Source organism: Micromonospora globosa (assembly GCF_000717585.1).
In the GTDB taxonomy this organism is placed as follows: domain Bacteria; phylum Actinomycetota; class Actinomycetes; order Mycobacteriales; family Micromonosporaceae; genus Micromonospora; species Micromonospora aurantiaca.
Map to the genome: position 1 here is coordinate 18,426 of NZ_JNZR01000031.1, position 25,312 is coordinate 43,737.

Annotated in this window: 23 protein-coding genes and 1 pseudogene; 6 read left to right on the plus strand and 18 right to left on the minus strand. The window is 72.8% G+C overall.

What is annotated here, in order from left to right; all coding sequences use genetic code 11:
• Window positions 1–8: 8 nt before the first annotated feature.
• From IF06_RS33695 to IF06_RS0125035, 6 genes and pseudogenes are all read right to left on the minus strand, one after another.
• Window positions 9–686, minus strand: a complete 678-nt coding sequence (locus IF06_RS33695; protein WP_223201363.1) for an urease accessory protein UreF — start codon at window positions 684–686, stop codon at window positions 9–11.
• 18 nt (window positions 687–704) lie between these two features.
• Complete coding sequence (gene ureE / locus IF06_RS33700) at window positions 705–1,268, minus strand: urease accessory protein UreE (RefSeq protein ID WP_013475749.1); 564 nt, start codon at window positions 1,266–1,268, stop codon at window positions 705–707.
• 59 nt (window positions 1,269–1,327) lie between these two features.
• Window positions 1,328–3,046, minus strand: coding sequence for an urease subunit alpha (locus tag IF06_RS0125020; RefSeq protein ID WP_030273921.1), 1,719 nt, complete (start codon window positions 3,044–3,046; stop codon window positions 1,328–1,330).
• 208 nt (window positions 3,047–3,254) lie between these two features.
• A pseudogene (locus IF06_RS0125025) lies at window positions 3,255–3,590 on the minus strand (urease subunit beta); the annotation flags it as partial.
• 43 nt (window positions 3,591–3,633) lie between these two features.
• A complete protein-coding gene (locus IF06_RS0125030; protein ID WP_013287657.1) occupies window positions 3,634–3,936 on the minus strand; it encodes an urease subunit gamma in 303 nt (100 codons plus the stop codon).
• A 94-nt stretch (window positions 3,937–4,030) separates the two neighbouring features.
• Window positions 4,031–5,446, minus strand: coding sequence for a sugar porter family MFS transporter (locus tag IF06_RS0125035; RefSeq protein ID WP_030273925.1), 1,416 nt, complete (start codon window positions 5,444–5,446; stop codon window positions 4,031–4,033).
• Between the two features lie 137 nt (window positions 5,447–5,583).
• On the opposite strand from IF06_RS0125035, the gene IF06_RS0125040 reads away from it, so the two are divergent.
• Window positions 5,584–6,312, plus strand: a complete 729-nt coding sequence (locus IF06_RS0125040) for a YoaK family protein (RefSeq protein WP_232236767.1) — start codon at window positions 5,584–5,586, stop codon at window positions 6,310–6,312.
• Window positions 6,313–6,347: 35 nt separating this feature from the next.
• Here the strand turns inward: IF06_RS0125040 and proC are convergent, their stop codons facing one another.
• The 4 genes from proC to IF06_RS0125060 all read right to left on the minus strand — a co-directional run bounded on the left by proC (window position 6,348) and on the right by IF06_RS0125060 (window position 9,518).
• Entirely contained in the window at window positions 6,348–7,166 is an 819-nt protein-coding gene (gene proC / locus IF06_RS0125045; protein WP_013287660.1) for a pyrroline-5-carboxylate reductase, read from the minus strand.
• A 79-nt stretch (window positions 7,167–7,245) separates the two neighbouring features.
• Entirely contained in the window at window positions 7,246–8,274 is a 1,029-nt protein-coding gene (locus IF06_RS0125050) for a 6-phosphofructokinase (RefSeq protein WP_030273929.1), read from the minus strand.
• A gap of 178 nt (window positions 8,275–8,452) precedes the next feature.
• The gene (locus IF06_RS0125055) at window positions 8,453–8,956 is read right to left on the minus strand and encodes a pyridoxamine 5'-phosphate oxidase family protein (protein ID WP_030273931.1); all 504 of its coding nucleotides are present in this window, start codon (window positions 8,954–8,956) and stop codon (window positions 8,453–8,455) included.
• Window positions 8,957–9,014: 58 nt separating this feature from the next.
• Window positions 9,015–9,518 (minus strand): polyadenylate-specific 3'-exoribonuclease AS, encoded by a 504-nt coding sequence (locus IF06_RS0125060; RefSeq protein WP_013475742.1) that lies wholly within the window; start codon window positions 9,516–9,518, stop codon window positions 9,015–9,017.
• 247 nt (window positions 9,519–9,765) lie between these two features.
• Here IF06_RS0125060 and IF06_RS0125065 point away from each other — a divergent pair, with 247 nt between their 5' ends.
• Window positions 9,766–10,458: a Crp/Fnr family transcriptional regulator gene (locus tag IF06_RS0125065; RefSeq protein WP_013287664.1), complete on the plus strand. Its 693-nt coding sequence runs from the start codon at window positions 9,766–9,768 to the stop codon at window positions 10,456–10,458.
• Window positions 10,459–10,536: 78 nt separating this feature from the next.
• Here IF06_RS0125065 and IF06_RS0125070 read toward each other — a convergent pair whose 3' ends face one another.
• Entirely contained in the window at window positions 10,537–10,779 is a 243-nt protein-coding gene (locus IF06_RS0125070) for a hypothetical protein (RefSeq protein ID WP_013287665.1), read from the minus strand.
• A 139-nt stretch (window positions 10,780–10,918) separates the two neighbouring features.
• Between IF06_RS0125070 and IF06_RS0125075 the strand changes: the two genes are divergently transcribed.
• Window positions 10,919–14,386: an ATP-binding protein gene (locus IF06_RS0125075; protein ID WP_083395322.1), complete on the plus strand. Its 3,468-nt coding sequence runs from the start codon at window positions 10,919–10,921 to the stop codon at window positions 14,384–14,386.
• Between the two features lie 2 nt (window positions 14,387–14,388).
• Here the strand turns inward: IF06_RS0125075 and IF06_RS0125080 are convergent, their stop codons facing one another.
• Window positions 14,389–15,084, minus strand: coding sequence for a lysophospholipid acyltransferase family protein (locus tag IF06_RS0125080; protein ID WP_013475739.1), 696 nt, complete (start codon window positions 15,082–15,084; stop codon window positions 14,389–14,391).
• Window positions 15,085–15,270: 186 nt separating this feature from the next.
• On the opposite strand from IF06_RS0125080, the gene IF06_RS0125085 reads away from it, so the two are divergent.
• Complete coding sequence (locus IF06_RS0125085) at window positions 15,271–16,110, plus strand: DUF308 domain-containing protein (RefSeq protein ID WP_013287668.1); 840 nt, start codon at window positions 15,271–15,273, stop codon at window positions 16,108–16,110.
• A 170-nt stretch (window positions 16,111–16,280) separates the two neighbouring features.
• Window positions 16,281–17,699: an alpha,alpha-trehalose-phosphate synthase (UDP-forming) gene (locus tag IF06_RS0125090; RefSeq protein WP_013475738.1), complete on the plus strand. Its 1,419-nt coding sequence runs from the start codon at window positions 16,281–16,283 to the stop codon at window positions 17,697–17,699.
• Between the two features lie 15 nt (window positions 17,700–17,714).
• On the opposite strand, the gene IF06_RS0125095 is transcribed toward IF06_RS0125090, so the two are convergent.
• From IF06_RS0125095 to IF06_RS0125120, 6 genes are all read right to left on the minus strand, one after another.
• Window positions 17,715–18,539 carry an alpha/beta hydrolase gene (locus tag IF06_RS0125095; protein WP_030273935.1) on the minus strand — a complete coding sequence of 275 codons (825 nt, stop codon included), beginning with the start codon at window positions 18,537–18,539 and terminating at the stop codon, window positions 17,715–17,717.
• Window positions 18,540–18,594: 55 nt separating this feature from the next.
• On the minus strand, window positions 18,595–20,001 hold the full coding sequence (locus IF06_RS0125100; protein WP_030273938.1) for a flavin-containing monooxygenase: 1,407 nt from the start codon (window positions 19,999–20,001) through the stop codon (window positions 18,595–18,597).
• A gap of 490 nt (window positions 20,002–20,491) precedes the next feature.
• A complete protein-coding gene (locus IF06_RS0125105) occupies window positions 20,492–21,190 on the minus strand; it encodes an endonuclease/exonuclease/phosphatase family protein (protein WP_030273940.1) in 699 nt (232 codons plus the stop codon).
• A gap of 1 nt (window position 21,191) precedes the next feature.
• Complete coding sequence (locus IF06_RS0125110) at window positions 21,192–22,139, minus strand: ROK family glucokinase (protein WP_036311523.1); 948 nt, start codon at window positions 22,137–22,139, stop codon at window positions 21,192–21,194.
• A gap of 73 nt (window positions 22,140–22,212) precedes the next feature.
• Window positions 22,213–22,845 (minus strand): hypothetical protein, encoded by a 633-nt coding sequence (locus IF06_RS0125115; RefSeq protein ID WP_030273944.1) that lies wholly within the window; start codon window positions 22,843–22,845, stop codon window positions 22,213–22,215.
• A gap of 41 nt (window positions 22,846–22,886) precedes the next feature.
• A complete protein-coding gene (locus IF06_RS0125120) occupies window positions 22,887–23,342 on the minus strand; it encodes an SRPBCC family protein (RefSeq protein WP_013287675.1) in 456 nt (151 codons plus the stop codon).
• 166 nt (window positions 23,343–23,508) lie between these two features.
• On the opposite strand from IF06_RS0125120, the gene IF06_RS0125125 reads away from it, so the two are divergent.
• Window positions 23,509–25,311, plus strand: a complete 1,803-nt coding sequence (locus tag IF06_RS0125125) for an AMP-dependent synthetase/ligase (RefSeq protein ID WP_013475734.1) — start codon at window positions 23,509–23,511, stop codon at window positions 25,309–25,311.
• The last annotated feature ends 1 nt before the right edge of the window (window position 25,312 follow it).

Sequence of the window (25,312 nt, forward strand, 5' to 3'; positions counted from 1 at the left end):
GTGAGCGCTCAGCTCATGAACATCCGTACGTGTGCGTGCTGGTGCGCGCCGGCCAGCACGTCGAGGTGCGGTGCGAAGCTCTGCATGTCGTCGAGCCCGGCGGTGCGCACCTCCTCGTAGTCCTCGCCGACCCGCTCGTTGACCGCGAAGAGGATCGACTGGGTGTCGAGGTGGTCCACCCGCATGAGCCGGACCGCCGCGCCGAGCACCATGGAGGCCGCGCCGTACTGGTGGGCGGCGAACGCGTCCGCCTCGCCCACGCCGAGTTCGGCGAAGAGCACGCCGAGCGCGACCGGGTAGGTGACCGGGACGCCGCCGCCGCTCTCCGCGACGCGCTTGCGCAGCAGGGACTCCCCCACCACCCGTTCGGCGGCCTCGGCCAGCTTGCGCCCCATGCGGACGGTCATCGTCCGCGTCTCCTCGTTGATCTTGCGCAGGTGTACGGCCTCGTCGGCCGCCCGGATCCGGTCGAGGTCGCCGGCGCGGGCGGCGCGGTGCGCCACGAGCAGCGCCACCCCGTCACCGGTGGCGGCGGCGCGCGTGACGGTACGCACGAACTCCTGCAACGTGGTCCGGTCGTGCACCGCGCCCTGCTCGACCGCCGTCTCCAGCCCGTTGGAGAAGGAGAAGGCGCCGACCGGGAAGACCGAGTCGCCGAACTGGAGCAGTTTCAGTGCCTCGGTCACCGTGGACACCCCGGCCCCTCAGTTCAGGTCGGCGGGCAGGTGTGTGTGCGGGGTCGAGTCGGCCCCGCCGAACAGGCGCCGCGACTCGTGCGGGGCCAGGTACGCGATGATCTCGGTGCCGGGGATGAACTCGTGGGTGAGACCGGTGAACGCGTGGGTCCGCATCACCGAGTCCATGACCTTGCGGTCCACAGTCAGCGGGACGTACATCTTGGTGCCCTTCACCACCGCCGGCCAGTGCTGGTTGCCGATCGCGTGGCCCAGTTCGACGGCCGAGCGGATCACCATGTCCAGGGACTCCCCGTGCAGCGTGTCGAGGTGCACGACCATCACCTCGCCGAGCGCGATCCGGGCCACCACCGCGGTCGCGGTGGCGTCGTCCCAGGCCAGCACGTCGCCGTCGCGCAGCCGTACGCCGCGGGCCAGGGACAGCGCCAGTTCGGTGCCGAGGCTTGTGGTGCGGCGCAGCCGGCTCTTCTGGGCGTCCCACTGGTCGAGGACCAGGTCGTCGACCTTGGCCTCCCGGAGCCGCTCGGTCCAGGCCGGCTCGTTCACGTTGCCGAGTACCGTTTCGACGAGCATGTGTTCTCCTTTCACGCGACCCCGCCACCGGCCCGGCCGGGGGCGGGCACCGCGCCGGGTCAGCTGAAGAAGTAGAGCTGGCTGAGGGGGAGGTTCTTGGCCGCCGGCACTGTCGCGTGCACGCCGTCCATCTTCACGGCGAAGGTCTCCGGGTCGACTTCGAGCTTCGGCGTACGGTCGTTGCGCACCATGTCGCGCTTGGTCAGGTTGCGGCAGCCGTAGACCGGCATGACCTGCCGTTGCAGACCGAGCTGTTCGGCCACCCCCGACTCGTGCGCGGCCCGGGACACGAACGTCACGCAGTTCTTGGCGACCTGGGAGCCGGTGGCGCCGAACATGGGCCGGTAGTAGACCGGCTGCGGGGTGGGCAGCGACGCGTTCGGGTCGCCCATGATCGACCAGGCGATCATGCCGCCCTTGAGCACCATCTTCGGCTTCGTGCCGAAGAACGCGGGCTCCCAGAGCACCAGGTCGGCGAGCTTGCCCGGGCTGACCGAGCCGATGACGTGCGAGACGCCCTGGGTGATCGCCGGGTTGATGGTCATCTTGGCGACGTAGCGCAGGACGCGGAAGTTGTCGTTGGCGTCGGAGTCCTCGGCCAGCTTGCCGCGGACGTTCTTCATCTGCCCGGCGAGCTGGACGGTGCGCAGCCAGGTCTCCCCCACCCGGCCCATGGCCTGCGAGTCGCTCTGCATCATCGAGATGACGCCCTCGTCGAGGAGCACGTCCTCGGCGGCGATGGTCTCGGTGCGGATCCGGCTCTCCACGAAGGCGACGTCCGAGGGCACCTTCGGGTTGAAGTTGTGGCAGACCATGATCATGTCGTACAGCTCGGACTGGCTGTTGATGCCGTACGGCACCGTCGGCGTGGTCGAGGCGGGCAGCACGTTCATCTGGCCGGCGACCTTGATGATGTCCGGCGCGTGCCCGCCGCCGGCACCCTCGGTGTGGAAGGTGTGGATGGTCCGGCCCTCGAAGGCGGCGATGCTGTCCTCGATGTAGCCGCTCTCGTTGAGCGTGTCGGTGTGGATGCTGATCTGGACGTCGTACTCGTCGGCGACGGCCAGGCAGGACCGGATCACCGCGGGCGGCGCACCCCAGTCCTCGTGGATCTTGAAGCTGGGCACCCCGGCCATGATCTGCTCGACGAGCGGCGCCCGGCCACTGCTGTTGCCCTTGCCCAGCAGGCCGATGTTGATCGGCAGGTTCTCGAACGACCGCATCATGTTGTGGATGTTCCAGGGACCGGGCGTGATGGTGACGCCGTTGGTACTGTCGGTGGGCCCGGTGCCGCCGCCCCAGAGGGTGGTGACGCCGTTGCTGAGCGCGGCGTACACCTGCTGCGGGGTGACCAGGTGGACGTGCGCGTCGATGCCGCCGGCGGTCAGGATCAGGTGCTCACCGGAGATCGCGTCGGTGCCCGGACCGGTCACCAGGCCCGGGGTCACCCCGTCCATGATGTTGGGGTTGCCGGCCTTGCCGATCCCGGCGATCCTGCCGTCCTTGATCCCCACGTCCGCCTTGACCACGCCGAGCAGCGCGTCCACGACGGTCACGTTGGTGATCACCAGGTCCACCACGCCCTCGGCGCTCGTGGCCTGGCTGGCACTGCCCATGCCGTCGCGCAGGGTCTTGCCACCGCCGTACATGACCTCGTCACCGAGGACCCGCAGGTCCTTCTCGATCTCGATGTAGAGGTCGGTGTCACCCAGACGGATCTGGTCGCCCGTGGTCGGGCCGTACATTCCGGCATATTCCTGCCGTGAGATCTGACTCATGCGTTGTCGCTCCAGCTCTGGCGCGTCGAAGGATTGCCGGCTACTTGTCGCCCTTGCCGCTCTTGTCCTGGCCCTTGCCCTGACCCTTGCTCTGGCCCTTGCCCTGGTCCTGCTGCTGCGACGTGGTCTTGAAGCCGCGCGTCTGGGCCTGGTGGAGCGCCTCGGCCCGGTCCGGCCGGTAGCCGGGGATCGGCCCGTCGCCGGTCCAGCCCTGGACCAGGCCGTTGAAGCCGTACACCCGCTGGGAGCCGCCGTACGGGACGAGCTGGACGGTCTTGCGGTCGCCGGGCTCGAACCGGATCGAGGTCGTGGCCGGGATGTTCAACCGCTTGCCGAACGCCGACGGACGGTCAAACTCCAGGAAGCGGTTGGCCTCGAAGAAGTGGAAGTGGGAGCCGACCTGGATGGGCCGGTCACCGGTGTTGTGCACGACCACCTCGGTCACCGGCCGCCCGGCGTTGAGCTCCAGAGGTTGGTCGCTGAGCTTGTAGCCGCCGATGGGCCGAAGGTGCTTGGAGTTCGGTCCCGGGTGTTGCTTCGCCATGTCGCCCCCGCTCTGCCGGAGACCGTGGCCTCCGGTCGCTGCTCTACTGGATGGGTGAGTGGACGGTGATCAACCGTGACCCGTCGGTGAAGACCGCCTCGACCTGGAGCATCGGGATCATGTCCGCCACGCCGGGGATCACGTCGTCGGCCGTGAGCACGTGGCTCGCGTCGTTCATGACCTCCTCGACGGTCTTGCCCTCGCGCGCGCCTTCGAGCGCCGCGGCGCAGATGACCGCCACCGCCTCGGGGTGGTTGAGCTTGACCCCGCGCGCCTTGCGGGCGTTTGCCACCATCGCCAACGAGTGGATCGTCAGCTTGTCGAATTCCTTCGGCGTGAGATGCACTTCGCGATCCCTTCGTCCGCACCTTCTGTACGGTTTCAGCTATTGCGTCACGGTAAGAGCGGTTTGGTCCGCCCGCAGCCCGTTCAGGGAGATTTCAGGAACCGGTGTGGGCCCGCTCGCGCCGGTGGTAGTCGGCGACCCACATCTGCTGGATCTGCTCCAGCGTCCGGCCCTTGGTCTCCGGCAGGTAGCGCCGGACGAACAGGAAGCCGAGCACGCACAGCCCGGCGAAGAGCGCGAACACGCCCGACCGGCCCAGCGCGTCGAGCAGGCTCAGGAAGAACTGCGTGATCAGGTACTCGGTGCCCCAGTGGGTCGCGGACGCGATCGCCACGCACCGGCCGCGGATCGGACCGGGATAGATCTCGTTGATCACGGTCCACGCGCCCGGCCCGATCGACACCGCGTAGAACGCGACGAAGAAGACCACTCCGACCAGCAGGAAAAGGCCCGAGGTGGTGATCCGGCCGTCGCCGCGCCCGGTGCCCGCGCCCAGGAAGCTGACGCTCACCACGGCGAGCGAGACCGCCATCCCGGCCAGGCCGACCAGCAGCAGCGGCCGGCGGCCGACGCGGTCGAGCAGGCCCACCGCGACGAGCGCGAACGCCGCGTCCACCGCGCCGATCGCCCAGGTGGTCGCGGAGAGCTGTGCCTCCGGGGTACGGAATCCGGCCGCCGAGAAGATCGAGTCGGCGTAGTAGATGATGCCGTTGATGCCTGTCGTCTGCTGGAACAGCGCCAGCCCGACGCCGAGCGCGAGCGGACGCCGCCACTGCGGTGACAGCAGCTCCCGCCAGCTCGCCGTGCGGCCGTGCAGACTCTTCTCGATCTCGCCGAGGCGCTGCTCCACCCGCTGCTCGGGAACGGTCCGGCGCAGCGACTCCCGGGCGCGGCGCCGGTCGCCCCGCTTGAGGTACCAGACCGCCGAGTCCGGCACCACCACTGTCACCAGGATCAGCGCCACGCCCAGCACGACCGCCGCGCCGAGCAGGTAGCGCCACGACTCGCCGCCGGTGAACAGCTCGTCCGCCAGGTAGCCGATGAAGATCGCGAAGGTGGTCGAGAACTGGTAGACCGCGAGCAGGCCGCCGCGGATCCGTTCCGGCGCCGCCTCGGCCGCGAACATCGGCCCGGCGACCGAGGCCACGCCGATGCCCACGCCGAGCAGCAGCCGCGCGCCGAGCAGGGCGCCGATGGCCGGCGCCGCGGCCTGCACGATCGTGCCGACGACGTACGCCCCGGCGGCGACCCACAGCGCGCCGCGCCGGCCGATCCGGTCGGCGAGGTGACCACCGGCGAGCGCGCCCGCCAGCGCGCCGAGCGTCACCCAGCTCGCCGCCACCTCCACCTCGAAGGTGTCCACGTCGAACGTGTGCCGGATGTCGTGCAGCGCACCGCTGATGACGCCCTGGTTGTAGCCGAAGAACGCGCCGGACAGGACGACGATCGACACGATCGCCACGAGGTTGTGGCGGGCCGGCCGGCCGGCCGCGCGTCCGCTCGCCGCCATGTCACCCCGTCCGCCGGCGACCGCCCACCGAAACGGCCGAAAACCTATATATGCGACATATAGTAGGTTCGCCGCAGCGGTCCGACAGCGAAACGATGACGCTGCCGGGGTCGCTCCTGCACACGGACGGGGGAAGGGTGAACCGGTCGGCGCCGTACGGCCCCGCGGACTCCTACCGCGAGTTCCGGCACCCGCTCGCAGCGCTCGTACTCGCCGTCGTCACCGCCGGCGCGCTGGACGCCTTCGCGTTCCTGCGGTACGGCGCGTTCGTCGCCAACCAGTCCGGCAACGCCATCTTCCTCGGCATGGGACCGGCCGGCGGGCATCCCACGTGGCCGGTCTCGGCGGCCTCGATCGTCGCGTTCGCCACCGCCGCCGGACTGGTGAATCTGCTCCGCCGCCGAACCCGGCCGACGGTGGCGCCGCTCGTCGACATCGCGGTCACCGAGGCCGCCATGATCGTCTGGACGGTGCTCAACCTGGTGCTCGCGTACGGCCGGCACGGCACGGCGTCCCGGGTGCTGCTCGCCGCCGCGGGCGCGGTAGCCATGGGCAGCCTCACCACCCTGGCGAGCCGGACCGCGGGCATCGCGACGCCGATCACGTACCAGTCGGACACCACGACGAAGACCGGTGAGCGGGCCGCCCGCTGGCTGCTCGGCCCCACCGCGGGCCGGGGCCGGGCCCGGCGGGGCACCCTGCTCGGACTGCTCGCCCTGGTCAGCTACAGCGTCGGCGGCGCGGTCGGCACACTCGCCCAGCACCGGCCCCGCTGGGTGCCGCTGTGGGGGACGCTCGCGCTGGCCGTGCTGATCCTGCTGCTGCGCCGGCACCGGCGACCAGGACCGGCGTCGCGGCCCGGCTGAGCGTCAGTCCGCCTGGGCGTCAGTCGGCCTGGGCGTCAGTCGGCCTGGGCGGCGAGTTCCCGCGCCCGGTCCCGGGCCGCCTCCAGCGCCGCCAGCATGGCCGCGCGTACGCCGTGGTTCTCCAGCTCACGGATCGCCGAGATGGTGGTGCCCGCGGGCGAGGTGACCGCCTCGCGCAGCTTCACCGGGTGCTCGCCGGAATCGCGCAGCATCACCGCCGAGCCGATCGCGGTTTGCACGATCAGCTCGTGCGCCACCTGGCGCGGCAGGCCGAGCAGGATGCCCGCGTCGATCATCGCCTCGACCAGGAGGTAGAAGTAGGCCGGGCCGGAGCCGGACAGCGCGGTGACCGCGTCCTGCTGCGACTCGGGCACCCGGACGGTGGCGCCGAGCGGGGAGAACATCTCCTCGGCCAGCGCCAGGTGCTCGCCGGTGGCGTACGCGCCCGCCGAGATCGCGCTCATCGCCTCGTCGACGAGCGCCGGGGTGTTCGTCATGACCCGGACCACAGGGGTGCCCTCGGGCAGCCGGCGGTTGAAGAAGGCGGTCGGCAGACCGGCGCAGAGCGAGATGACCAGCTTGTCGGCCGGCACCTTCGGGCCGATCTCGTCCAGCAGCGCGGCGGCGTCCTGCGGCTTGACCGACACGGCCAGCACCTCGGCCTCGGTCACGGCGGTGAGGTTGTCCACCACCCGTACGCCGTAACGGTCGGCCAGTTCCCGCGCCCGCGCCGGCCGCCGCGCGGTGGCGAGCAGCCGCTCCACCGGCCAGCCGGAACGCAGCAGCCCGGAGAGCATCAGCTCACCGATCTTGCCGGCGCCGATCACCGCGACCGTGTGCACCTCGCGTGCCATCAGCCGTACCCCTTCCCGGGTCACGTGGGCACGGCGTGGCGGGCCGGGTCACCGGCCCGCCACGCCCGTGCGCCGTCGATCAGCTGCCGAAGAAGACCTCGGCCTCGGCGTACCGCTCCAGCGGCACGGTCTTCAGCTCGCGGGTGGCGTCGGCGAGCGGGACGCGGACGATGTCCGTGCTCTGCATCGCGACCATCTTGCCCCAGTCGCCCTCGTGCGCGGCGTCGATCGCGTGCAGGCCGAGCCGGGTGGCCAGCACCCGGTCGAACGCGGTCGGCGTGCCACCGCGCTGGATGTGGCCGAGCACCACGGTGCGGGCCTCCTTGCCGGTCTTCGCCTCCAGCTGCTCGGCCAGCCACTGGCCGATGCCGCCGAGACGGACGTGACCGAACGCGTCCAGCTCCTGGTTGTGCAGCACCATCTGGCCGTCGAGCGGCTGGGCGCCCTCGGCGACCACGACGATCGGGGCGTACTGGTGCTGGAAGCGCTTCTCGACGTAGCCGGCGACCTGCTCGACGTCGAACTGCCGCTCCGGCAGCAGGATCACGTTGGCGCCACCGGCGAGACCGGCGTGCAGGGCGATCCAGCCGGCGTGCCGGCCCATGACCTCGACCACGAGCGTGCGGTGGTGGCTCTCCGCCGTGGTGTGCAGCCGGTCGATCGCCTCCATGGCGATGTTGACGGCGGTGTCGAAGCCGAACGTGTAGTCGGTCGCACCGAGGTCGTTGTCGATCGTCTTCGGCACGCCGATGACGTTGACGCCCAGCTCGTGCAGCTTGGTCGCGACGCCGAGCGTGTCCTCGCCGCCGATCGCGATCAGCGCGTCCACGCCCTGGGCGGCGAGGTTGTCCTTGATCCGCTCCACGCCGTTCTCGATCTTGAACGGGTTGGTGCGGGACGAGCCGAGGATGGTGCCGCCACGGGGCAGGATGCCGCGCACCTCGGCGATGCCGAGCGGCTTGGTCAGGCCCTCGAGCGGGCCCTTCCAGCCGTCGCGGAAGCCCACGAACTCGTGACCGTAGGTGGCGACGCCCTTGCGGACCACCGCCCGAATCACCGCGTTGAGACCTGGGCAGTCGCCGCCGCCGGTGAGCACGCCGATACGCATGATCTGCTCATCCTCCTGGAGCATCAGGTGAAGCCCGGATAAGCCCCAGGATATGTGTCAGATCAGACCATCGGCGCCGTTGCCGGCCCGGGGCGGGCCGTCACTGCGCACTGTAGTCGGCGCAGGTGTACGCCGGCACCGCACCCCGGGCCGTTCCGGACGGCGGACGGGCTACCCGTCAGTAGCCGACCTCGTGGTTCTCCCCCGCCTTCGGCGGCTTGCCGGTCACCGCCGCCTTGGCGAAGCCGAGCAGGTTGACCACGGTGCTGCCGGGCGAGTCCCAGTACTCCGCCGACCCGGCGTGCACCTTGATCAAGGTGATCCCGGGCGTGTCCAGCCCGTCCGGGAACCACGCCTTCAGCAGCGGGCTCCACAGCTCCTTCGCCCGGTCGGCGTCCCACTCCTCGGTGGCGGTGCCGGCCACCGACACCCAGGCGTGGTGACGCTGGTCGGAGAAACCGACGTTCACCTGCGGGTTCACCCGGATCTGCCGGACCTTCGCCGAGTCGGCGTACGCGAAGAACCACAGGTCGCCCTCGAAGTCCGCCTCCTGCAACCCCATCGGGCGGCTGACCAGACGCCCGTCCACGCCGGTGGTGGTGAGCAGGCAGATCCGGGCGTCCCGGATCAGCTCGGTGACCCGGCGGCGGGCGTCCGCGGCGTTGGTCGGCTCATTGCTCATGGGGCACTCCTGTCTCGGATCGGCGCAGATGCCGCTCCGGTGCCCTGGGCGGAACCGGTCAAACCTCCCGCGCCGTCATCGCCCGCCACCGCGCCAGGTTGTGCCGGGCGTCGACCAGCGCGTCGTGCCGGTCGGCCTCGGCGTCCGGCAGCCGGGGGCGCCCCAGGTCGTCCCAGAGCTGACGCAGCTCCTTGGTGAAGCGGGGGATCTCCCGCGGCAGCGCCGGCATCGCGCCCCAGAGCTGGGCCAGCACGACGTGGTCGTAGGCGGCGTACCAGGCCCACAGCTCCAGCTGCTCGCCCGGCCGGTCCCGCACCGGCTCCAGCAGGAACTCGTGCAGGTCGTCGCGGATGCGCGCGCGGGAGCGCCAGGCCCGGTCGGCCGGCGACGGGAGCTTGTCCAGCACGTTGCGCCGCACCCAGGGCACCGCCCGGGAGTCGTCGAACTCGGTGGAGACCGCGTAGAACTCGCGGCCGTACTCGTCGACGACGCCGATCGACACCAGGTCGACGATGCGGCCGTCCTCGATGAATTCGCAGTCGTAGAAATAGCGGTAGACCATCGCCCCCATCCTCACCCATCACCGGCACGCGCCGGTCGCCGGGGCGTCCGCCGAGGTCGGCGGGCGTGCCGTCGGCGGCCGGGCATGGTCACGGAAGTGTTTCCGGGGGTGTACAGCACGCGACGAGAGCGTCATGATCTGATGTGTACCGCCGTCGGGCGCCGAACCGGTTGAGCTGCCTCGTACCGGGACTGACAGCTTCACCCGGTGTGCGAGTCGTGACTTCTGACCGGGGAGGGGTTGAGCCGTGGAGTCTCGCCTGCCGGAGCCGGGTGACGCGCTCACGGGTGTGGAGATGTTCGCCGGGCTTGAGCCGGAGGTGCGGCAGCGTGTCATCGCCGCGGCCGTACCGCGCACCTACCGCAAGGGCCAGCTGCTCTTCGTCGAGAACGACCCCGGCGAGTCGCTGATCGTGCTGCGCCGCGGCGCGGTGGCGGTGTTCCGCACCGCCCCGACCGGCGAGCGCGCGGTGCTGTCGGTGATCCGACCCCCGGACGTGCTCGGCGAGGTGTCCCTGTTGGACGCCTCCACCCGCTCGGCGTCGGCCGAGGCGATCGAGGACTGCGCCGCGCTCGCGCTGTCGCGGCCCGCGTTCATGGAGCTGGTGCACTCCAACCCGCGCATCCTGGACGCGGTGATGCGCTCGCTGGGCCAGCTGATCCGCCGGCTCACCGAGCAGAACGCCGACCACGTCTTCCTCGACCTGCCCGGCCGGGTCGCAAAGACGCTGGTCCGGCTGGCCGGCGAGAGCCAGGCTCCGATGATCACGATCGAGCTGAACCAGAGCCAGCTCGCCGAGATGGCCGGCGGCTCCCGGCAGAGCGTCAACCAGGCCATCGGCTCGTTCGCCAGCCGGGGCTGGCTGCGGACCGAGGGACGCCGCATCGTGGTCACCGACGTGGCCGCGCTGCGCCGCCGGGCCGGCATGAACGACCGCTGACACGACGACGGCGGGGGCCGGCGGTCGTCCCGCCGGCCCCCGCCGCGTTCGTCGTACGCCCGTTCGTCGTACGCCCGGTCAGTCGTTCGTGGTGTCGGCCGGGGGCGAGCTCGGCCCCGGGCCGATCTTCGACGGGTCGGTCTTCTTCGGCGGGGTCGTCGTGGTGGTCGTGGTCTCGGTCGATCCGCTACCCGCGGGCTGCTCCACCATGCCTTTTTCCTCCAGTTCGGCGAGGGTGACAGCGTCCACGTCGACCGTGTCACCGACGGCCCACACCGTCCCCCGTGGATCGGTCCATGAGGCGGACAGCCGGACGTGCACGGCAATCTCCCTGTCGACGGGACTTCCTGCTAGGGGAGACTAGACCCGGCCGAACAGCCGTGACGTCCCGCCGACCCGTCGGGTACCCGACTGCGCGGCCGCGCGGGACACTGGGGACCTCACGCGTACGGAGCCGGACATCGACCTCACCTGTGGACACTGCGCCCGGACCGCCGGGCCGGACGACCGTTTCTGCGGTGGGTGCGGCCGTCCGCTGGCCGCGGCCTGCCCAGGCTGCGGCCACGCCAACGACACCGGCGCCAACTTCTGCACCAACTGCGGTCAGCCGCTGCGCGACCACGCGGTCACGGTGCAGGAGGACCGCCGCCAGGTCAGCGTGCTCTTCATCGACATCGTCGACTTCACGACATACGCCGAGCGGGCCGACCCGGAACAGGCCCGCAGCCTGCAACAGGTCTACTTCGCCACGGTGCGCCGGCTGGTGCACCAGTACGGCGGCGTGGTGGAGAAGTACATCGGCGACGCGGTCATGGCGTTGTTCGGCGCGCCGGTGGCCACCGACAACGACGCGCTGCGCTGCGTACGCGCCGGGCTGGAGCTGCAACGCAGCCTGGCCCGGCAGCCGGCCGGACCGCACCCGCCGCTCGGGTTCCGGGTCGGCATCGCCACCGGCGAGGCCCTGGTCGACCTGGCCGCGGCGCGCGACGGCGGCCAGGCGTTCGTCACCGGCGACGTGGTGAACACCGCCAGCCGGTTGCAGGGGCTCGCCCCGGTCGGCGGCGTGGTGGTCGACGAGAGCACCTGGGCGGCCACCCGGCGCGAGATGGAGTACGACGACCAGCCACCGGTGACGTTGCGCGGCCGGTCGTCGGTGAGCCGGATCTGGCTGGCCGTACGGGCGCGGCCCCGGCGCGACGGGCAGACCGCCGAGCTGACCCCGATGGTCGACCGGGACCACGAGCGGGGCCTGCTGGTCAGCGCATTGCACCGCACGCTGACCGAGCGCACCTCGCAGCTGCTCACCGTCTTCGGCCCGGCCGGGGTGGGCAAGAGCCGGCTGCTGCGCGAGCTGGCCCGGCACGCCGCCAGCCTGCCCGGCACCCGGGTCACCTGGCTGACCGGCCAGTGCCCGCCGTTCGGCGAGAACGTCACCTACGCGGCGCTGGCCGACATCGTCCGGAGCTGGGCCGGGCTGACCGGCGCCGACGACCCGGCCACCATCCGGGACCGGCTGCGCGAGCGACTGGGCCACCTCGCCGACCCGCACGCGATACGGCTGGCCGAGGCGCTGGGCCCGCTCGTCGGCGTCTCCGGCGAACGGCTCACCTCGGCGGAGACCGAGGCGGCGTGGCGGCGCTTCCTGCTCACCCTGGCCGCGACCGGCCCCACGGTGCTCGTCTTCGAGGACATGCACTGGGCCGACGAGGCGATGCTGTCCTTCGTCGAGCAGCTCGGCGCGGCGGCCCGCAACGTGCCGCTGCTGGTCGTCGCGACCGCCCGGCCGGAACTGCGCGAGCGGCACCCGGCCTGGACCGGCACGATCAGCGGGGCGATGTCCATCTCGGTGCCGCCGATGCACGACGGGGACATCGACACGCTCTACTCGCTGCTGCTCGGCCAGGCCACGCTGCCGCAGGACGCACGGGCGCCGCTGATCGAGTTCGCCGACGGCAACCCGCTCTACGCCCAGGAGTACGCGCGGATGCTGCTCGACGGCGGGCTGGCCGAGCGGACCGCCGGGCTGGCGCTCGTCGATCCGGCCGGGGGCGCCGGGATGCCGCGTACCGTGCAGGCGGTCATCGCCAACCGGCTGGACCTGCTCGACCCGGCCGACCGCGCGGTGCTCCAGGCCGCCTCCGTCGTCGGCGTGCAGTTCTGGGCCGCGCCGGTGGCGCTGGCGCTCGGCCGCCCGGTGGAGTGGGTCGAACGCGCGCTGCACCACCTCCAGCGCCGTGACCTCGTCTACGAGCTGCCCGTGTCGACAATGCCCGGACAGGCGGAGTACCGGTTCCGGCACGTGCTGGTCCGGGACGTCTGCTATCAGCGGCTGCCCCGGGCCGAGCGGGTCGCCCGGCACCAGCGCACCGCCGACTGGCTGGAGCAGCTCGCCGACGGCCGGCAGCACGACCTGGCCGAGGTGCTGGCCAACCACAGGTGGGCGGCGCACGAGATCGCCCGTACGGTCGGGCTGGACCAGACCCCGCACGCCGCCGCGACCCGGTCCGCGCTGCACCGGGCCGCACGCCGGGCGTACGACCTGCACGCGCTGGAGACCGCGGCCACGCTGGTGGACCGCGCGTTGAGCGTGGAGTGCGGTCCGGACCCGGCGCTCGAGCTGTTCCAGGCCGAGCTGGCGTTCTACCGGGACCGGGACGGCTTCCTCGACGGCGGCGGGACGGCGCTGCTCACCACCCTGGCCGGCCGGCTGGCCGGCGCGGGTGACCGGCCCGGTGCGGCGAAGGCGTGGCGGCTGCTGGCCACTGCGGCCTTCGCGCGGGCCGACCGCTCGGAGTTGATGCGCTGCCTGGACCGGGCGATCGGGCTGCACGCCACGCTGCCGGACAGCGAGGACAAGGTGGGCGTGCTGCTGGAGCTGGCGCGGGCGCACATGCTCGACGCGGAGACCGAGCCGGCGTGCGTGGCCGCGCGCACCGCCGCCGAGCTGGCCGAGCGGCTGGAGCTGCGCGAGGCGCGGGCGAACGCGCGCATCACGCTGGCGGTGGTCCGTTACCAGGCCGGCGCCGAGGAGGCGTATGCCGAGCTGGCCGACGTGACCGAGGAGTGCCGGGTGGAGCGGCTGACCAGCCGCCGCCGCGCGGTGCACAACCTGGCCTGGGTGCTCCAGGAGGAGGGCGACCTGACCGGCTCGGCCCGGCTGGTCGACGAGCAGCGCTCGCTGGACCTGGCCGGCGAGCACGCCCTCACGGTGAGCTTCAGCGACCAGTGGGCCCGGTCGTACTACAGCGGGGACTGGACGTCGGCGCTGCGGATGGCCGAGGGGTCGACGCGGCGCCCGACCGACGAGTGGGACCTGCACATCGTGGCCGTGTCCGGCTGGATCCGGGCGCTCGGCGACGACCCGGCCGGGCCGGGCACCGGCGAGGACCTGGTGGACCAGGCGCTCGTCGCGGCCCGGCGCAGCGGCTTCCAGCGCGTGCTGCGCTCCACGCTGGCGCACGCCGCGCTCTGCCGCGCGGTGCAGGGCCGCCGGGACGAGACGATGGCGCTGCTGACCGAGCTGGACGAGGACTGGCGGCAGACCAAGATGATCCCGTTCGCCGAGTGGGTGCCGGCGGTCGGTCACGTCGCCGCGCTGCTCGGCGGCGACGCCGCGGTGCTGGTGCGCGACCTGCTGGCCCACGCGCCACGGGTGACCCGCTGGGCACGGGAGGCCGGGCGGTCGGCCGAGGCGGCGCTGGCCCGGGGCGACGGGGACGCCGCGCGGGCGGGCCGGCTGCTCACCTCCGCCGCCGAGGGGTACGCGGAGATGACCGACGTCACCGACCAGATGATCGCGTCCGCGCTGGCGGTCGGGCCGCTGACCGAGGCGGACCCGCCGGCCGCGGCGGCGACGCTGGCCCGGGTACGCGCGTTCGCCGGCCGGCACGCCGCCACCGGGCTGCTCCGGATCGCCGGGGCGGGCTGAGGTCAGGCCGGGACCGGCTGCCCCACCGCGGCGCTCTTGGCCTTCTGGGCGTACGTGTCGACGTACTCGCGGCCGGACAGCTCCATCAGCTCGTACATGATCTCGTCGGTGACCGCCCGCTCGACGAACCGGTCGCCGGCCATCCCGGCGTAGCGGGAGAAGTCCAGTGGCGGGCCGAAGCGGATCCGCACCCGGCCCAGGTTCGGGACGATCTGGCCGGTGGGCTGGATCGCGTCGGAGTTGAGCATGGCCATCGGGACGACCGGGGCGCCGCTCTCCAGCGCCAGCCGGGCCACGCCGGTCTTGCCCCGGTAGAGCCGGCCGTCCGGCGACCGGGTGCCCTCCGGGTAGATCCCGGCGATGCCACCGGCGCGCAGCACGGAGAGCTGGGTGTCGAGGGCGGCCCGGGCGGCCCGTCCACCGGAGCGGTCGACCGGAATGGTGCCGGAGCCGACGAAGAACATCTTGGTGAGCCGGCCCTTGAGGCCCTTACCGGTGAAGTATTCGGCTTTCGCGATGAATGTGACTTTTCGCTTGACGATCAGCGGTGTGAAGATCGAATCCGAGAAGGAGAGGTGGTTGCTGGCCAGGATCACCGGCCCGGTCTCCGGAACGTGCTCCAGCCCTTCGACCTGCGGGCGGAAGATCAACCTCAGCAGTGGGCCGAGAACGACGTACTTCAGCAGCCAGTACAGCACCGGCGTCCTTCCCGTGTCGGTGGCGGCGGACGGGTCGCCGCGTGGCCCCGGAGGCGCCGGCTGCGCCCACGGGAGTCCGGGAAGAGGGTACGAACGACGAGCGGCACGCCACAACGCACTCCCGGAACCGGGTGCCGACGTGTCACGATTCAGGGCACGGGCAGGGATCGGCGAAGGGGGTGTCCGGTGTCAGGGGGCGGGCCCCGTCGGGGACGACGGGACAACGGGCTCGACGCGGCCGAGTACGCGATCGCGGGCGACGTCGATCCACGCGTCGGCGAGCACCTGCTCGACGTGCTCGCCGCCGGTGGCATCGCGGCCTACCTCCAGCCCTCGGCCGACCTGAACCCGGTGACCCGCACCACCACCGTCCCGGCCCGCCCGGTCGACCGGCTCTACGTCGACAGGTCGCACCTGACCACCGCCCGCGACTACCTGACCCAGCTCGCCGACGAGGGCGGGGGCGACCCGCCGCGCGCCGACGAGCCGGACATCGAGGCCGAGTGGGCGAAGATCGTCGCCGGTTTCCACACCGCGCCGAGCGCCGGCAGCCACCCCTGGCCCGCCGCCGAGGACGTGGACGACCCGCCCGCGCCGGGCACCGCCGCCGGCGGCCGGGCCGAGGAGCCCGCCGGCCCGACCGCCACCGACGTGCGCCGGCTGCCGTACGCCGCCGACGTCTCCGGTGTCTCGCTCAGCCGGGACCGGCACGACGAGCCCTCGCTGCTCGACGGCCTGGACACGTTCGGCGCGAACCTGCCCGACGAGGCGTCGGACGAGGAGCACTACACCCCGCCCCCGCCGCCCCCGCTGCCCCGCTTCTCCAAGTACGCGGTGCTCGGCGTGGCCTGCATCGTGCTCGGCTTCCTGCTGTTCCTGTCCCCCACCGTGGTGTCGCTGGTCGACCCGTCGGTGGTCACGCTGCTCGGCTTCACCGGCATCCTGGCCGGCTTCGTCATGCTGATCTGGCGGCTGCGCCCGGGCGACCGGGACGACCACGACCCGGACGACGGCGCGGTCGTCTGACGGCGCACCGGACGCTGCCCGGATGGCGGGACGCCGCCCGCCCTGGGCGGGGGCGTAACAAGCGTGTAACTTACAGTCAGTAGGAATAGGCCGAACGTCACGTCCCGCACCGGCTGTCCGGCTTGCGACTCCTCCGGGTTGCCGGTCCCCTGCTGAGCGGAATGCCCGAGATGCGACAGAGCCCCCTCGTGGTGGTGGCCAACCGCCTCCCCATCGACGACAGCGTGGCGCCCGACGGCGCCTTCGAGTGGCGCCGCAGCCCCGGCGGCCTGGTGAGCGCCCTGCACCCGCTGCTGCGGCACACACCCGCCACCTGGGTGGGCTGGGCCGGCGGCACCGGTCCCGCGCCCGACCTGCCGGACGTGGACGGCGTCCGGATGCACACCGTGCCGCTGAGCGCCGAGGACTTCCGCGACCACTACGAGGGCTTCGCCAACGCCACCCTCTGGCCGCTCTACCACGACGCCGTCGAGCAGCCGGAGTACCACCGCCGCTGGTGGGAGGCGTACCAGCGGGTCAACCAGCGGTTCGCCGAGGCCGCGGCCCGGGTGGCCGAGCCGGGCGGTCTGGTCTGGGTGCAGGACTACCACCTCCAGCTGGTGCCGGGTCTGCTCCGCGAGCTGCGCCCCGACCTGCGGATCGGGTTCTTCCTGCACGTGCCGTTCCCGCCGCCGGAACTGTTCATGCAGCTGCCCCGCCGGGCCGAACTGCTGCGCGGCATGCTCGGCGCCGACCTGGTCGGCTTCCAGCGGGCCCAGGCCGCGCACAACTTCGCCCAGCTCGCCGCCAAGGTGCTCGGCCTGCCCGCCACCGACCGGCGGATCGGTGTGGACGGCCGGGTGGTGCGCATCGGCGCCTTCCCGGTCGCCATCGACACCGCCGAGATGTCCGCGCTCGCCGCCCGCCCCGAGGTCGCCGAGCGGGCCCGCCGGCTGCGGCAGGACCTCGGCCGGCCCGAGCAGGTGATCCTCAGCGTCGACCGGATGGACTACACGAAGGGCATCGAGCAACGCCTCAAGGCGTACCGGGAGCTGCTCGCCAACGGCGACATCAAGGTCCGCGACACGGTGCTGGTCCAGGTGGCGGTGCCCAGCCGCGACCGGGTGGCGCAGTACCAGATCCTCCGCGACCGGGTGGAGCACCAGGTCGGCCGGATCAACGGTGAGTTCGGCCGGGTCGGCGAGCCGGCGATCCACTACCTCACCCAGCCGTTCGACCGCGCCGAGCTGGTGGCGCTCTACCGGGTCGCGGACGTGATGGCGGTGACGCCGCTGCGCGACGGCATGAACCTGGTCGCGAAGGAGTACGTGGCGGCCCGGGTCGACGGCACCGGCGCGCTGCTGCTGAGCGAGTTCGCCGGCGCCGCCTCCGAACTGGAGCAGGCGTACCTGGTCAACCCGCACGACCTCGACGGCCTGAAGCAGGGGCTGCTGGCCGCGCTGCGCGCCGGCCCGGAGGACGTCGCGACCCGGATGCGCGCGATGCGCGAACACCTGGCCCACAACGACATCCACGCCTGGGCGGCGTCCTACCTCAGCGCGCTGGAGGAGAGCGGAACGCTCGTCGGCCGCCGCCCCGCCACCCGGTGACCCGAGCCCCGGCGCTCACCCCTGGGCGGGCGCCGGGTCCTTGTCCAGCCAGTCCAGGATCGCGTCGATCGGCTCGCGCCAGCGGGCGTCGAGCATCAGGTCGTGCCCCATGCCGGGGAACAGCAGCGGCGCCGAGGCGTACCGCCGGGCGGCCCTGGTCAGCGCCGCGGCCGGCAGCACCCGGTCGTCCGGGCTGCCGAGCACCAGCACCGGCGGGCGGCCCACCGCAGGCTCCGGCGACCGGCCGGTCAGCAGCTGCCACTGCGCCCGCCGCCCGGCCCGGCCCAGCCGGGCCAGGTGCCGCCGCGCGTCGGCGTCCGGCAGCTCCCGGCTGAACAACTGCCGCCGGTTGAGCCGCAGTCCGGCGCCGAAGACCGCAGGCACCGTGCCGACCGGGTTGCGCCGCAACGCCGTCCCGAACGTCCCCCAGCCGCCGAGCACCGGCGCCACCAGCACCGCGGCCCGCGCCGGGTAGCGGGCCATCGCGTGCGCCACGACCCGGGCGCCGGCGCCGTGCCCCACCAGCACCGCCTGCCGCGGCAGGCTCGCCGCCACCTGCGTCACGTCATGGGTGTACGACCGCAGCGTCGCCTCCGGCGCCGGCTCGCTGCCGCCGTGCCCGCGCAGACTCAGCGCGTACGCCGGGAAGCCGCGACCGGCGGCGTGCCCCAGCCAGTGCTCGGCGAACGCCCACGCCCCGTGCCCGAACCCGGGCACGAACAGCAGCGGCGGCTTCGCCTCCTCCCGCTCCGGCAGGGCGGCGAGCACCTCGCGGCGGGCGGGCCGCTCCGGGCGGGCCCACTCCCAAGACCGGACCACCCGCACCCGCTCAACCGTCACCGTGCCCGCCTTTCGTTCGCGACTGCGGGACTCCGCTGCGCTGCGTTCCTCGCGCTCACCTGGTTCCCTCCAGCTCGTGCAGCGCGCGCTGCAACGCGCGCAGGTAGTCGGCGTGCCCGACCTCGAACCAGTGCCGGGTGCTGTCCTTGACCTTGGCCGAGTACCGCTCGCCCAGGCCGGCCCGGACCTTGCGGTCGAACGCGGCGGCCCGCTCCGGCCGGGTGGCGCGCAGCGTGAGCAGCCGGGCGAACAGCACGCTCTGCCAGTGCGAGATCGGGAAGATGCCGGAGTCCGGCTGCACCAGGCCGACCACCGCGAGCGTGGGGTGACCGGCGGTGAACGCGTTGAGCCACAGCCGGGGCCGCCCGGAGCCGTCCTCGTCGCCGAGCACCCGGCCCTTGAGGAACTCGAAGCGCGGCAGGTAGCCGGTGGCGAAGACGACCAGCTCCGGGTCGATCCGGCGGCCGTCGGTCAGCTCCACCGCGCGGTCGTCGAACCGGGCCACGTCCGGCACCGGCGTGACCTCGCCGTGGCCGACGTAGTAGACGAGCTGGCTGTTGGCGATCGGGTGCGTCTCGTAGACCCGGTGGTCGGGCTTGGGCATGCCGAACCGGGTCAGGTCGCCGACCGTCAGCCGCAGCGTCCAGTGGTAGAGCCACTGCCGTACGCGCAACGGCACCCGCAGCGCCAGCAGCGTGTCGTTCACCTGGTCGGCGGGGCGGCCGAGGACGTACTTGGGGGCGTACCAGTAGCCGCGGCGGGTGGAGTGCCAGCAGTGTGACGCCTGCTGGGCCGCCTCCACCGCGATGTCGCAGCCGGTGTTGCCGGCGCCGACCACGAGCACCCGCTTGCCGCGCAACTGCGCCGGGTCCTTGTAGGACGAGGCGTGCATGACCTCGCCGCGGAACTCCTCCAGCCCCTCGTAGCGGGGCAGCTTGGGCGACCAGTTGTGGCCGTTGGCGAGCACCACGGCGGCGTACCGGGAGGTGCGCTCGGGGCCGTAGCCGCCGGTGCTGCGCGTGGTCACGTCCCAGCGGTCCCCCTCGACCGGCTCGACGCGGACCACCTCGGTGCCGAACCAGACGTGCTGGCGCAGGTCGAAGTGGTCGGCGTACCGCTCGAAGTAGGACAGCAGCTGGCTGTGGTGCGGGTAGTCCGGCCAGTCGTCGGGCATCGGGAAGTCGGGGAACTGGGTGAACGGCCGGGACGAGATCAGGTGGGTGCTGGCGTACACCGGGCTGCGGTCGTGCCGCCAGTTCCAGGCGCCGCCGACGCCGGTCTCCCGCTCGTAGCAGTCCACGCCGAAGCCGGCCTCGCGCAGGTTCTTCACGGCGGTCAGGCCGCTGGCGCCGGCGCCGATCACGCAGACCGTGTCGCCCCGGTCGGAGACCGGGCGGTCGTCGCGGACCGGGACGTCCGTCCGGTCCGGATCGGGGCGGCCGGGGTCGGTGGAGGAGGACACCGCGAATTCTCCTTTGTGCGGCACGCGTGCCGGGTCGGAGCGAAATCCTGCCGAGAATGCCCGCCGTTGTCCAGCCATCGGATCCGGCACCCGGCGCCCGCCCGGCTCCCCTGACTCAGCGTCACCGCAGAGCTGGTCACCGAGCGTGAGTGGACCGGCGGCGCGGGAGGCGTACCCTCTTCCGCCCTTTGCTCTGCAGCCACGGACGCAGCACCGCCGGGAGCTGCGCCGATGTCTCGCGGCCGTCCGGCCGGGACGCGGTCCGCCGGTCACGGCGGGTAGCTGGTGCGCATATGGCGGCAGAGCAAAGGCGGCGAAGCGGTGGTCCTGCCGGCCGCCAGGCACCTGGCCGTGCGTCACGGCCCGACGGTCCGGCCGCTGCGCAAGCGCGGGCGGACGCGCGGCGCAGGCGGGCGCGCGGCGTGGGCGCGGACAGGCGTTCGACGCGGGTGGACCGCCGGACGAGGTGCGGCCCGGCGGTCCGTGCCGGTCAGGCGGTGGGCAGCAGCAGGTCGACCAGGACCGGGAAGTGGTCGCTGGCCCGGCGGGCCGCCGGCGTGTCCACCACGTCGTAGTCGACCACCGTGATCCGGGGGGCGACGAACAGCGCGTCGATGCGGCGGCGCGGGTCGGCGCAGGAGAACGTGTGCCGGTCGGCCCGGTCGGCGGCGAGCGCCGTGTCGGTGAGCCCCTCGGCGAGCGTCTGCCAGGCCGGCCCGTCCGGGCCCTCGTTGATGTCCGCGCCGGCCACCACGGGCAGCGTGGACGCGGCCAGCTCACGCTTGAACGCCGCCGCCTGGGCGGGCCGCTCGGCCGGGTCGGTGGACAGGTGCGAGCCGGCCAGCAGCACGTCGACGCCGCCGACCCGGCAGTACGCATACGCGGCGCCGCGCATGTGCCGTCCCGGCGTCAGCGGGTACCGCTGGCAGCTGGTGTCGACGACCCGCAGCCGCAGGCTGGTCAGCAGCACGTTGCCCAGCGACGGCAGGCCACCGGCCGCCACGACCATGCCGAACGACTCGGCCAGCGCGGCGGTCTTCTGCCGCCACCGGAACCGGCGCGGTCCCTCCTGGACGATCACCACGTCCGGGGCTGCCGTCCGGACCACCTCGGCCAGCGCGGCCGTGTCGTCGCGCTGGCTGTGGATGTTGTACGACACGACCCGCAGCGGCACACCCGCATCAGTCATGTCAGATCCGCCGGGCCAGGTCGGCGGCGCCGATCACACCGGCGGTGTTGCCCAGCTCGGCCGGGCGCACCTCGGCGACGGGCAGGCGGCTGCGCTGGGCCAGCGCGTCGGCGAACGACCGCCGGGTCGGGCCGAGCAGCAGGTCACCGGCGTCGATCACGCCGCCGCCCACCACCAGCACCTGCGGGTCGAGGATCTGCGCCATGTCGGCGAGGCTGGTGCCGAGCCAGCGGCCGACCTGGGCGAACGCCTCGGTGGAGACCGGGTCGCCGCCCTTCGCGGCGGCGGTCACCATCGGACCGGTGATCGTCTCGGCCTCGCCCCCGGCCAGCTCCAGCAACGCGGCCGCCCGGTGCGGCTCCTGCCGGGCGGCGGCGCGGGCGAAGCGGACCAGCGCGCTGCCGCTCGCGTACTGCTCGATGCAGCCCAGCCGGCCGCAGCCGCACTGGTGGCCGTCCGGCACGGTGAGCATGTGGCCCAGCTCGGCGGCGATGCCGTTGGCGCCGCGGACCAGGCCACCGCCGAGCACGATGCCGCCGCCGACACCGGTGCCGATGGTGAACATGACCATCGAGTCGTCGGCGTCGCGGGCCGCGCCGTAGCGGAACTCCGCCCAGGCGGCCACGTTCCCGTCGTTCTCCACGATCACCGGCAGGCCGGTGGCGTCGCCGACGTACGCGCGCAGCGGCTCGTCCCGCCAGGCCAGGTTCGGGGCGAACAGCACGGTGGAGCGGGAGGCGTCGATCCAGCCCGCGGCGCCGATGCCGACCGCCTCCACGGCGTGACCGGCGGCCAGTTCGGTGACCACCTCGATGATGACGTCGCGGGTCTTGGCCACGTCGTCGGCGGGGGTGTCCCGTCGCGTCTGCACGAGTACCGTGCCGGCGTCGTCCACGACACCGCCGGCCACCTTCGTGCCACCGACGTCGACTCCGATGGTCAGCGTCACCGCTGCCACTCCCCTCTGCTGTGCTGCCCGGGGACCGGCCGAACCGGCCGTACGGTCCCGGGATGTCCGGTGGTCAGGCCCCGTCGCCTGGTGCGTCCGCGCCCACCTCTCCGGACGCCCGCGAGGCGGGCACCACGGGACGGCCGGCCGGTGTCCGGCTCGTGTCCGGCTCCGGCGGCCCGGCGGCGTCGGCGGTGGCACCCGAATCGGCCGCGCCCTCCCCCCGGGTGGCGGCGGACCACACGTCCTGCTCGGGTGCCGGCTGAGAATCATGCCCGGTACGGGTCGCCTCGCGCCACACGTGGTCCCCGGATCCGGCCGGTGCGGCGGTGCCGGCGTCGGCGGTTCGCTCCGGCTCAGCCGGGGTGAACGCGCGCAGCAGGCTGGCCACCCCGGCCGCCAGGTCCCCGGCACCGGTGGCAAGCCGCTCGGCGAACTCGGGACTTGGATCCCGCAACGCGGCGATACCGCGACAGACGGGGCAGACACAGCATTCCGGCGAGCCGGTGGCGAAACCGGCGGGCGCGGGCGTCTCCGGAGCGGGGCCGGCGCCGGGCGGGGTGTGACCGAGGACACCGGAGAGGATCCCACCGAGCGGACCCCAGGCGCCGGAGCCGGGTGCGGCGGCCATCTTCGCGCCGGCGAGCAGTGTGGCGACGAGGCGCTCGGCCTCTTCCCGGGCCGAACCCGGATCAGTGGTGCCCATGGTTCGGCTCCTCCAGCGTGACTACCGGGACGACGGTCGGGTCATTGCGCCGCACCGGGTGCTTCTACCCGGCGCTTGAGCTGCTTCAACGCCGCGTCCATGATCATTTTCTCGGCCTTGCGGCGGAACATGCCGAGCATCGCCACGGACAGCTCCACCTCAAGGGTGTACGTCACCGTGGTCGTCCCGTCCGGGTTGCCCACCAGGTCGTACGACCCGCGCTGGGAGCGCTGCATCTTCGACGGGGCGACCAGGTGCCACTCGATCCGGGAGATGTCCTCGGCGTACTCGTAGGCCAGCACGTACTCGTCGGCCATCACGCCCGCGTCGAGGGTGAACCGGACCTGGCTGGCGTAGCCGTCCTCGTACTCCTCGATCACCTCGGCCCGGCGTACCGCCTCGGCCCACTCGGGATAACTCGGGAAGTCGCAGATGACGGCCGCCACCCGGTCCGGTGACGCGCCGACGATGATCGACTGGGTGGAGGAGTCCGCCATGTGGGGAGGCTACCCGGCCGCCTCCCGCCCGGTCCCGCTCCACCCGCCGGACGGCGTCCCACCAGCCGGGCGGGCAACCTCCCTGGCAGACCCCCCGGGGTGTGCGGGTAGGTTTCGACAGAGCCGACCAGGCCGGCCCCCGCCGGTAGAGCACGAGGGAGTGCAGGTGCGCGAGTTCTCCGTCCCGCCGATCGTCACCGTCGGCGACGCGGCCAACCTGACCGACCCGGTCTGGGAAAACGCCGAGGTCGCCCCGGACACCGTGCAGTTCGTCCGCCCCGGCGCGGGAACGGACGCGCGCGAGGATGTCACCTGCCGCCAGTTCCGCGACGAGGTGGTGGCGGTGGCGCAGGGCCTGATCGCCGCAGGCGTCTCGCCCGGCGACCGGGTCGGCCTGATGAGCCGCACCCGCTACGAGTGGACCCTGTTCGACTACGCGATCTGGGCGGCCGGCGCGGTGACCGTGCCGATCTACGAGACCTCCAGCGCCGAGCAGGCCGCCTGGATCCTCGGCGACTCCGGCGCCGTGGCGGTGGTGGTGGAGAGCACCGCACACGCCACCATGGTCGCCGGCGTCCGGGACCGGCTGCCCGAGCTGCGCGAGGTGTGGCAGATCGACCTGGGCGCCGTCGACGACCTGGTCGCCGCCGGTGCGTCGGTGGACCGGGCCGAGGTGGAGACCCGCCGCTCGCTGCTCAAGGCCGACGACGTCGCCACGATCATCTACACCAGCGGCACCACCGGCCGGCCCAAGGGCTGCGTGCTGACCCACCGCAACATCTACTCCGACATCGCCAACGCGGTGCCGGTGCTGCCGAACCTGTTCCGCCAGGGCGCCTCCACCCTGCTGTTCCTGCCGCTCGCGCACGCCTTCGCCCGGCTCATCCAGGTCGGCGTCGTGCACGCCCGGGCCACCATGGCGCACTGCGCGGACACCAAGAACCTGGTCGCCGAGCTGCAGGACTTCAAGCCGACGTTCGTGCTCTCCGTACCCCGGGTCTTCGAGAAGGTCTACAACGGCGCGCGGCAGAAGGCCGAGTCCGAGGGGAAGGGCAAGATCTTCGACCGCGCGGAGAAGGTCGCCATCGCGTGGAGCGAGGCCCAGGAGCTGCCGGGCGGTCCCGGCCTGGGCCTGCGCGCGCAGCACGCCCTCTTCGACAAGCTGGTCTACCGCAAGCTGCGGGCGGCGATGGGCGGCCGGTGCCGCGACGCCATCTCCGGCGGCGCGCCGCTGGGCGCGCGGCTCGGGCACTTCTTCCGCGGCGTCGGGGTGACCATCTGCGAGGGGTACGGCCTCACCGAGACCTCGCCGGCCGCCGCCGCCAACCTGCCCACCGGCACCCGGATCGGCACCGTCGGCCGCCCGCTGCCCGGCGTGACCATCCGGATCGACGACGACGGCGAGGTCCTGATCGCCGGCGACATCGTCTTCCAGGGCTACTGGCACAACGACGCGGCCACCGCCGAGGCGATCAGCACCGACGGCTGGTTCCGCACCGGCGACCTCGGGCACCTGGACGACGACGGCTACCTGAGCATCACCGGCCGGAAGAAGGAGATCATCGTGACCGCCGGCGGCAAGAACGTCGCCCCGGCGGTGCTGGAGGACCAGGTGCGGGCGCACCCGCTGATCAGCCAGTGCGTGGTGGTCGGCGACCGGCAGCCGTTCATCGCCGCGCTGGTCACCATCGACGAGGAGGCGCTGCCGAAGTGGCTGGCCGGGCAGGGGCGCCCGGAGACCACGAGCATGGCCGAGCTGCGCGACGACGCGGCGCTGCGTGCCGAGGTGCAGTCCGCGATCGACCAGGCCAACCAGGCGGTCTCCAAGGCCGAGGCGATCAAGGTGTTCCGGATCCTGCCGCATGACTTCACCGAGACCACCGGCGAGCTGACCCCGTCGCTGAAGGTCAAGCGTCAGGTCGTGCACAAGACGTACGCCTCGGAGATCGCCGAGATCTACCGGGGCTGAC